Raw genomic sequence first — 8,622 nt, 5'->3', positions numbered from 1 at the left:
TCAGGCCAAAGCCATCAGAAAAAGAGAAGGGTGTTCCATTGAGCAGCTCTTTACCGCTTATGAAATTTAAATCATTTTATATGGGATATGCTATACTTCCACATCGATCTTGAAGGGTTTGGCAGCTAATTCCAGTTGCGCAGCCAAGTACGGCTCGTGGCCCATGCAGACAAGGGTAATCTTCTCTACCGGGCGGTTCGGACTATCGTTCTGCTTGCGTTCCCACGCCTTGTAGTCGAAGCCTGCGATCAGCTCATTCAAGTCGGCGCGTGTGGCGATGCGGTTAACGGGCATGATCTTGACCATGCGACCGTCCTTTTCGCCGTCAAATACGAGGCTGAGCTCCAGCTTCTGCACCTCCAGCACCTCGATTAGCAAGTCTTTTGCTTGGGCTGGGTTGCGGAAGATGTCGTAGTAGTTGACCGTATGCACCTCGAAGCCTGGGTAAACCTTAGGCACATCGAAGGCTACAGTCCAGTTCCTGGCTGCATCCTCTCCGTCGTCCTCATCAATCGACAGCATACCATCGTCGTTTCGCAACCCATTTTTGATTTTTGGCTTATAGTTGGAGCCAGTCATCTCTTCATGAATTCCTAAAAGCCGCATTACGGTTGTCTCGATAGATGCCAAGTTGATGTCATTGCCAATATAGCGACGGCCATACTTACTGCTGACCGCTTGAGTTGTCCCAGAGCCCATAAAGCAGTCGAAAACGATATCACCAGGATTCGAGTAGGCAAGAATGATCCGTTCTAGAAGGGCTTCAGGTTTTTGCGTCGGATACCCCATCATCTCCATCCGATCAGCTGGCTGCAGCATGGGAAGGCGCCAAACGTCGTCGATTGTCTTGTGGGTAGAAGTTATGTAGAGGACATTTCCGTTTTCATCCTTGGCGTTTACCAAGGATTGCGTGGCCTTATCCCAGACCCGCTTGATCTGCTGTACTGGTTTCTCGCGCATCTCGCGTAGCTTGTTGAACTGGAACTTGCCAGACTTGGAGTAGACCAAAATCACATCGTGATCAGAAGCAAAGCGGCTGATGTTGCCCTGCATCTTATTGTAGTAGTGCCAGATAATCTCATTCTGAAATGTTCCTGTGCCAAACACCTCATCCAACAGGGCACGTAAATAGTGTGACTTATGCCAGTCGCAGTGAAGGCAAAAGACGCCTTCATCGGCCAGCAGCTCACGCATTAAGATCGCACGCTCATAGATGAACTGCAGGTACTCGTCGTTTGTCCAGACATCCGTGTACTGCTTTTCCTCAAATGCGGTGTACGTAGTCATCGTGTTCTGTTTATTGACTTTAATCTTCTTCTTGTATTCGATCTTCGAGTCAAATGGTGGGTCGATGTAGATCAGGGCAATCTTGCCTCGAAATTCCTTCAGTAGGTGGCTCATCACCTGCAGGTTGTCGCCCCAGAAGATCTTGTTGCGCCACCCCTCCAGTTCAGCTCCGTGGATTTCCTTGAGCTGCGACGGGTAGAACTGAGTCGAGGTGAATGGGCGCTTGCCGCGCCAGTTCAGCATCGGGTAGCCCTTGATGGGCTCGAATTCGTACTTCTCAACATTGGTGATGCTGGCATCGTCTGATGCCAGTTGCAGGGCTGCTTGTTCTGGTAGTGATTCATTCATGGTCCGGTTCTCTTGATACGTGTGATAATTGTTCCTACTAGTTGGCGTCTGCTGGCAAACTAAGTGGTGCCAGCAAAGTCGCCGCGAGCAGCCGCTCGAGAGCTCTCTTTTGCTCCCCGACTCCCGACACCAACCTGTTTGCACTAGTCTTCACTTCCTGCTCGCTCAAATAGCCCATCATGTTCTCGAGTTTGCACAGGCGTACGCTGGTGATGGCGCTCTTCAGCGCCTCTCTCTTTCGCTGATCTGTAACTTGGAGCTCGAATTCATCCGTGATTTTTCGCAGTCTGGCCGTGCTCGTGTCCGCAGCGACGATGGTGTGCTTGAGCCTCATCGTTACTTCCTGAACTGCCAATTCTTGTTATCGCAGTAGGCGCGCATGTCGCAATTCTGGCAGAGTTTGGCCGGCCGAGCGTCCATGCGGTAGTCTTGCTGCTCGATGCGAGTAACAATGTCGTCGAACCGTGCGATAGTATTAATGATGGCGCGATCATCCTTAGAGAAGGAGACGTAAGGATTTCCGTCATCCTCACCGGTATAGTACAGATGCATCCGGCTGACATTTAGGCCGGTACGCTCCTCGACCAAGTAGGCGTATACCTCTAACTGGTGCTGGTACTGGTTGATGCGATCCTGATCTTTCTCCATGTCGGGCTTCTTTTCCGATTTGAAGTCGATGATCTCGACCGTGCCGTGTTCGCCCCGGATCAGATCGACGCTGCCTTTGAGGATGTACTGGTCCTTGACAAGCGAGATCTCGATCTCGGCTTCCTTGATGCGATCCCAGTTGCTGCCTTCTCGTTCATAGTAACGTAGCACATGCTGCAGCGCAGCCATTTGAGAGCTCTGAGCGAGATAGACACGCTCTCTTTTTGAGAGAATGGCGTAGTTCAAATCAAACCATGCTCGAATTGAATCAACTGAAATTGTCTGTTCATCACCACGAAGCACGGCTTTGTGTATCTCTTCAATAGTATTGTGCACCAGTGTACCGAACAATATCGGGCTTACTCGGATTGGCGCAAACTCCAACTCCTTGAAGAAACGGTACTGCTCTGCACAGTTTTCGTAAAGCGTAATGTGTGAAGTGAACGAGTACTCATTCTTGAGATTGATCTCTTTAACTTGCTCAAATTTTATTGCACCAATATTGAAAGCTGACTCTTGCCAACTAGGTACACCATAGAAATATTCCTCGAAATATTTTGAAGGAGATCGTCCCCACCTCTTATGCTCCTGTGCAGCAAGTACTAGCAGATTCTGCGCCCGGGAAAACGCTGTATAGAAGAGGCGGCGGAAATCAAAAAATTTAGTATGCTCGAATGGTTCGAACGAGGGTTTGGATAGGTAATTTCCATTCTCTAGTAACTCGTCTAATGCTGTATGCTGCTTTCGTGGTACAGCTTCGAGTGATCCACAAATTACCACAGGGAATTCCAACCCTTTAGATTGGTGAATGGTTAAAAATGAAACGCAGCCTTTCGGCGCGTATTCAGAATCGTCCTCGTACTCATCGATGCCACCCTCATATAAAAAACGCAGGAATTGATTAAATAAATCACGTATGCCTTTTATCAGGAACTCTGGGCTTAATATGCTCACATAGTGAAGGTATTCAAATTTGGTAAGTAGCTTTGAGAAAGTTGCAAGATTATGTGCGGCACGACCTTTGTCCACACCTCGCATTGCCTCTTCGGCAAGATATCTACTGAATAATGGAAACTGTAGTACTGATAAAACAACCCTGAAAATGCGTAGTCAGTATTCTGTATCAATCCAATATGACACTTAGCTAGTGGCCTTGCCCAGTCCAGAAGGCGCTTGTTGTCTGGCTTGCGCAATTCTTCGGTGAAAGGCTTAAAACAGTGCTGATCGTAGTACTTCCAGATATCCAGATATACACCTTCGCTCCACTGACGCACTTTCGGGAACTGTGGAAAGAGGAAGATCAACGCGCCAATCATAAGGCGAATTTCTTCCCTGTCAAAGTAAAGGTTCGAACGGGGAGAATAAACTGGCACGCCATTTATCTCCAGGAATTGTGCCAAACTAACAGCTCGGTCGCTTTTCACTGATCGGAACAAAAAAGCCACCTGATTCCAGTCTGACAAATCTCCCTTTTCTCGTAGCGTATGTAAAAAAGTTAGTACCTCAGCATGCCAGCTAGTGATACTATCCTGAGCATCAGATGTCCCCAAGCGTACAACGGCTGCTGTGTGCGGAAATTCATCATCGCGTGGCTCAATGATTTTATCGAAGCGGAAGCGCTTGTTATCAACCTCCCAAATCTGACCTTGCATCCACCAGTTATAAAACTCGATGATGCATGGATGAGAGCGGTAGTTCTTTGAAAGAGTGATGCGCTTGCACTCTCCTTCAGCGAACAATTCAGGAAACTCAAGAATATTGCGAATAGTTGCACCTCGAAAGCGATACAGACCCTGATCATCATCGCCAACCACGCACAGATTCTTCTTGGTACCCATCAACAAGGTGAGAATTTTCTCTTGAATCGTATTGGTGTCCTGATATTCATCAACCATTAGATACGAAAGTTTAGCTTGAACTTGCTCCAGTACCTCTGAATGCTGCTGCAGAAGTTTAAGTGCCTCGTATTGAATACCTGAAAAGTCGAGGTAATTATTTTCCAGCATCAACTCCTGATATTTCTTAAAACAAGCTGCAAGCGCACGCACTTCTGGGTCAGGAGCTAGGGCAAGTTCGACTATGCCGAGCGCTTCATCACTGACTTTATTGAGCCACTTCATCAATTGTTCGGATTGTGACCAACGCCCTTTTTGATCATCTCCCATTATTAGCTGGGCATCGGCTATAGAACGGAACTCATTGATTCGCTGGTACATAAAATACTGCTGATCAAATTGATCTATAAGCGTAAAACTTCGTTTCAAACGAGTGAATTCTTGATACTCTTCAAGCAGCCGTAAGCATATCGAATGAAACGTTCCCAAGTACATTTCGTTCAGGTTGAACTTGATCCTGAGCTCATTTAGACGATTTGAGATGCGAGTTGCTAGTTCTCGTGCTGCCTTCTCAGTAAAAGTTACAACAAATAGAGATTCCGGGACTGCACCTCTATGCTTAATCAAGTAGACAATACGCTCCACCAAAGTAAATGTCTTCCCTGATCCTGGGCCGGCGATGATTAGAACTGGACCATCTGTTGCCTGAATCGCTTCAAGCTGCTGTGGATTGGCATTGCTTTGAAGGGCAGTTGTTGCGCTCATCCTACAGAGTTTCCTCTATAGTCCCTGCTACAGGCTTGATCGGTATGACTCTATAAAGCGAAATTTTACCTGTTCTCAACTGAGTGGTATTTCTGCTAGTTTTCAAGATTTCCTCAAGCTGGCCTTTTCTCTTATCTCATTATTAGGAAGCTATTCGGTTAATAATATTTCAAATGAATAAACATTGTCACCTATTAAGTGAATAATATTTCATATCTATATTATTTTGTCATAATATAAAGATTAAAAGCTAGGTTTGTAACATAAAACACAACATGTGATCTAGCTGGCGTTAACTATGGTCCAGGAGATTAGAAAGTGGCATCCGATTATCAAGCGATTTCTATTGAGAACCAAAAAAAGTATGGCACTGACATTGGGCGTATCGCCCCAATGCTTTTAGTTGATCGCTATGACGACCGGACGCACTTTATTTTCGAGTTACTACAGAATGCCGAGGATGCTCTCAAGAGGAGAGGTACGAGGAAAGGCTTTCGCAGAGTAACATTCTATTTAACCTCAGATACTCTGCTTCTCTCTCATTTCGGCAAACCTTTTGATAAAGCGGATGTTTGTGGTGTGTGTGGAATTGCGGAGAGCACAAAAGACAATAATTCAATTGGTCGTTTCGGAATCGGCTTCAAATCCGTCTATTCTTTCACTGACAGACCCGAGATTCACTCTGGCGACGAGGATTTTATTGTCGAAAACTACGTTCAACCGAGAGGTATAGCTCGAAAGGAACGTCATCCTGATGAAACCATGATACTCCTGCCATTGAAGTCTGATGATACGACAGCCCGACAGGAAATTACAAATGGCTTCAAACGACTGGGACCAAGTGCTTTGCTATTCCTGCGACATATCGAAGAAATCAAATGGGATGCTGAAGGAGACTCTTATGGTGTCTACTTACGCAGCCATCCAGAGTCACTGGGCCCCAACGTCCAACGGATCACAGTTACCGGTCAAGAGAGTAGCCAGCAGGAATTTGATCAAAATTGGTTAGTGTTTCATCGTAAAATTTTTGTATTTGAGAATAAAGAAGTCGGACAAGTGGAGGTAGCTTTCTCGATTCAACACGACAACGATAAATCAGATCGTTGGTCAGTCCAGCCGCTAGCTACATCACCATTGGTGGTATTTTTTCCGACGGTGGTATCCACTAATCTGGGTTTCCTCGTGCAAGGGCCTTATCGCACAACGCCCAGTAGGGACAATATCATGTACAATGATCCATGGAATCAGCACCTGGTCGAGGAAACTGCTTCCCTTTTGGTCGAGGCACTAAAATGGTTGCGTGACCAAACGATACTAGATACTTCCGTCCTGCGCTGCTTGCCACTCGAACGTGACAAGTTCTCAAATTCAATATTCGCACCGCTCTTTGATATCGTCCGTAATGCACTGATCCATGAACCATTACTGCCTCGATTTAACGGGGAATACATTCCTGCTCTCCAAGCAAAACTAGCGAGTACGCAAGAACTGCGCGAACTATTTAGCCCTGAGCAGATTTCAATACTCTTTGATGACGGGATGAAAGGATGGCTCACAGCTGAAATTACGCAATATAAGGAATCAGAAATCCGTCAATATGCGATGCATGAGCTCGATGTTAAAGAGGTAACACCCTTAATGGTCGTGTCACGCTTGAGCAGAAATTTCCTTGAAGCCCAATCGAACGATTGGATATCACGACTGTACGAATTCCTGCGTGGACAGGAAGCTGCTGCTTTACGTCGCCATTGACACGATCCCATTAATCCGCCTGAGTGATGGAACTCACATCATCGCACGAGAAAATGGCAAGCCCAAGGCTTTCTTGCCAAGTGCCATACAGACTGGTTTTCCCACGATGCATAAGGATGTTTGCACAAGCGCTGAAGCACGTGCATTTCTTATATCCCTGGGAATCACAGAACCAGACCAGGTTGATGATGTCGTAGTGAACGTACTTTATAAATATAAACAAGATGAATTCAGTATAAATGACAAGGACTATGCATATGACATCGAAAAAATCATAGTAGCATTCAGTACCGATTCGAAGCTTCAGCGTGAGAAGCTGCTTTTAGCTCTCAAGGAAACATCTTTCGTAATGGCAGTTGACGCTGGAACAGGCTCTAAATTAAGAGTTGAACCAGATAAACTCTACCTTGCTACTGAGCATATCAAGCAGTTGTTCGCTGGAATTCCTAACATTTTGATAGTTGATAATTCATACGAATGCTTGAAAGGTGAAAAATTACGTGACCTTCTTGAGGCGTGTGGCGCATTGTGGTTTCCACGGCCCCAAAAAACAACCAGTACTTTGAGTAACGAGGAACTCAGGATACTTAGAAGAGAGGCTGGTCACGAAGAAACCTCCTACCGAAATGACTGTTTAGAGGATTGGATCATCCAAGATATTGGGCTACTCATCAATACACTGCCAGCGCTTGCCGTTGAGGAACGTACTGAACGAGCACAACTGCTCTGGGAGAGCTTGTGCCATCTGGAGGAACGGCGGAGAGGCGTATTCGAGGGTGAATACAAATGGACACATAACGGTTCATACACGAAGAAATTTCCCTCTACCTTCTTGCGTCAGTTGAACGAGACATCTTGGGTTCCGGATCGGGATGGCAAGCTTCAACCGCCAGGCCTTGTCATTTTCGATACATTAGAATGGAAAAACAATCCTTTCCTGCTGTCTAAGATCACTTTTAAGCCACCCCTCCTTGATCAACTTGCGAAAGAAGCAGGTATTGAACCTGCGATACTTGATTCTTTGAAAAAGTTCGGCATTACCACTGTAGCCGATTTGACATCACGCCTAGGCTTCACTGAACCAGCATCTAAGCCAGCTGATAAATTAGAGCCCGCGTTACTTTATGATCAAGACGTATATGGCGACGCAAAAGATTTATATGGTGATCTACCTGATATCCCTCCTGGCATACCTGATACTGACGGAGATGGTTTTATCAGAAGCAACAGTAGAAACGTTATTAGTAATCAGCAATTGAAAGTTGATGGTGACTCGCGAGGAGTTAATTACATCGCCACTGATTATCTATCTTATAGCAGTAAAAAAGTTGGTGGTAACTGGAAGGGAAGTATTAATTCAAGCAAACGACCTCCGGGCAGCAACGGTGGACGCCCATTCATTTCCTATGTCGGAGTACATACTAATGATGAAGAGTCAGATCCGGACGGCCTTGATCAGATTGCGCGGATGAAACTGGAAGAGCTAGCCATTCAGCAAATCCTCGCCGTAGAACCCAAGTTGAAACGGGCGGCTGCATTCAACCCTGGCTTCGATCTTGTGGAGGAAGGCAGTGATGGGCAACCGATTCGGTGGGTGGAAGTCAAGGCAATGACCGGCACTCTACATGACCGACCTGTTGGCATATCCAGTACGCAATTCGAATGTGCACGCTTGCATGGTGCTGCTTTTTGGTTATACGTGGTTGAAAAAGTTTCTTCACCGGAAGGAACAAGAATACTGAGAATTCAAGACCCTGCTGGTCACGTACGCACATTTACGTTTGATCACGGCTGGGTACATATTACCAAAACCGAATTTGTCTGACTTGTTAATCCATTCCAGCCCACCGTGGGACTAAACAATTAGCTTCCTACTAACAGAACACAGCCTTCATGCATCCTCCGATAGATCATTTAGCATCTCATATTGTTTGCGTATTAATGCCCGTAATTCTCTATTCAATTGACTCATTCCATGCTTGAACGC

Annotated in this window: 6 protein-coding genes; 2 read left to right on the top strand and 4 right to left on the bottom strand. The window is 46.0% G+C overall.

Annotated elements, in window-relative coordinates; all coding sequences use genetic code 11:
* Positions 1 to 90: 90 nt before the first annotated feature.
* Genes BM122_RS25260 through BM122_RS25250 form a run of 4 tightly spaced genes read right to left on the bottom strand, consistent with a single transcriptional unit; the run spans position 91 to position 4,883 of the window.
* Positions 91 to 1,635 carry a DNA methyltransferase gene (locus BM122_RS25260; protein ID WP_074906005.1) on the bottom strand — a complete coding sequence of 515 codons (1,545 nt, stop codon included), beginning with the start codon at positions 1,633 to 1,635 and terminating at the stop codon, positions 91 to 93.
* Between the two features lie 37 nt (positions 1,636 to 1,672).
* On the bottom strand, positions 1,673 to 1,969 hold the full coding sequence (locus BM122_RS13335; protein WP_074906004.1) for a hypothetical protein: 297 nt from the start codon (positions 1,967 to 1,969) through the stop codon (positions 1,673 to 1,675).
* A 2-nt stretch (positions 1,970 to 1,971) separates the two neighbouring features.
* The gene (locus BM122_RS25255; protein ID WP_256212053.1) at positions 1,972 to 3,237 is read right to left on the bottom strand and encodes a RecB family exonuclease; all 1,266 of its coding nucleotides are present in this window, start codon (positions 3,235 to 3,237) and stop codon (positions 1,972 to 1,974) included.
* Positions 3,234 to 4,883, bottom strand: a complete 1,650-nt coding sequence (locus tag BM122_RS25250; protein WP_256212052.1) for an ATP-dependent helicase — start codon at positions 4,881 to 4,883, stop codon at positions 3,234 to 3,236. The genes BM122_RS25255 and BM122_RS25250 overlap by 4 nt, the downstream gene beginning before the upstream one ends.
* Positions 4,884 to 5,201: 318 nt before the next feature.
* Between BM122_RS25250 and BM122_RS24230 the strand changes: the two genes are divergently transcribed.
* Both BM122_RS24230 and BM122_RS24225 read left to right on the top strand, forming a co-directional pair.
* Positions 5,202 to 6,635, top strand: coding sequence for a sacsin N-terminal ATP-binding-like domain-containing protein (locus BM122_RS24230; protein ID WP_218152084.1), 1,434 nt, complete (start codon positions 5,202 to 5,204; stop codon positions 6,633 to 6,635).
* Positions 6,553 to 8,460, top strand: coding sequence for a protein NO VEIN domain-containing protein (locus tag BM122_RS24225; RefSeq protein ID WP_218152083.1), 1,908 nt, complete (start codon positions 6,553 to 6,555; stop codon positions 8,458 to 8,460). Before BM122_RS24230 ends, BM122_RS24225 begins: the two co-directional genes overlap by 83 nt.
* The last annotated feature ends 162 nt before the right edge of the window (positions 8,461 to 8,622 follow it).

The organism is Nitrosomonas communis (assembly GCF_900114745.1).
Classification (GTDB): domain Bacteria; phylum Pseudomonadota; class Gammaproteobacteria; order Burkholderiales; family Nitrosomonadaceae; genus Nitrosomonas; species Nitrosomonas communis_A.
Note: the sequence above shows the minus strand (reverse complement) of the source record. Positions and strands in the feature narration are given on the sequence as shown.

Excerpts from the sequence above, each read along its gene's own strand:
- BM122_RS25260 (WP_074906005.1), bottom strand. The coding sequence starts at position 1,635 with ATGAATGAATCACTACCAGAACAAGCAGCCCTGCAACTGGCATCAGAC.
- BM122_RS13335 (WP_074906004.1), bottom strand. The coding sequence starts at position 1,969 with ATGAGGCTCAAGCACACCATCGTCGCTGCGGACACGAGCACGGCCAGA.
- BM122_RS25250 (WP_256212052.1), bottom strand. The coding sequence starts at position 4,883 with ATGAGCGCAACAACTGCCCTTCAAAGCAATGCCAATCCACAGCAGCTT.